The organism is Burkholderia sp. PU8-34 (genome assembly GCF_053427725.1).
This window is the reverse complement of sequence record NZ_JBSAXC010000097.1, coordinates 1-300: the sequence shown is the minus strand read 5'-3', so window position 1 is coordinate 300 and position 300 is coordinate 1. Positions and strand designations below refer to the sequence as shown.

Here is a 300-nt window from a genome sequence, read left to right as displayed (position 1 = left end):
ACGCATCGAAAGCGGCCTGCAGGACATGATTCAGGCGATCGCCGCGTGCCCGTCGGTCGTGTCCACGCTTCTTGCCGATGCGGACCGCATCGCTGCCGGCGAACAGCGTATCGACGAGCTGGTCGATGGCATCAGCGCCGATACGGACGAAAGCGAAGTGGCAAGCGAAGTGACGCCTGATTCCGATGAAGTCGACGTGCAAGCAGACGCCTCCGACGATGACACGGACGGCGACGATGTCGATTCAGACGCCGAGGGGTCGGAAAAAGCGGATGCAGCCCGGCTCGAAGCGCTGACGAA

At 62.7% G+C, this 300-nt stretch carries 1 pseudogene; it reads left to right on the top strand.

Features of this window, described 5'->3' with window-relative positions:
• A pseudogene (locus tag ACV22Z_RS35885) lies at window positions 1-300 on the top strand (RNA polymerase sigma factor RpoD); the annotation flags it as partial.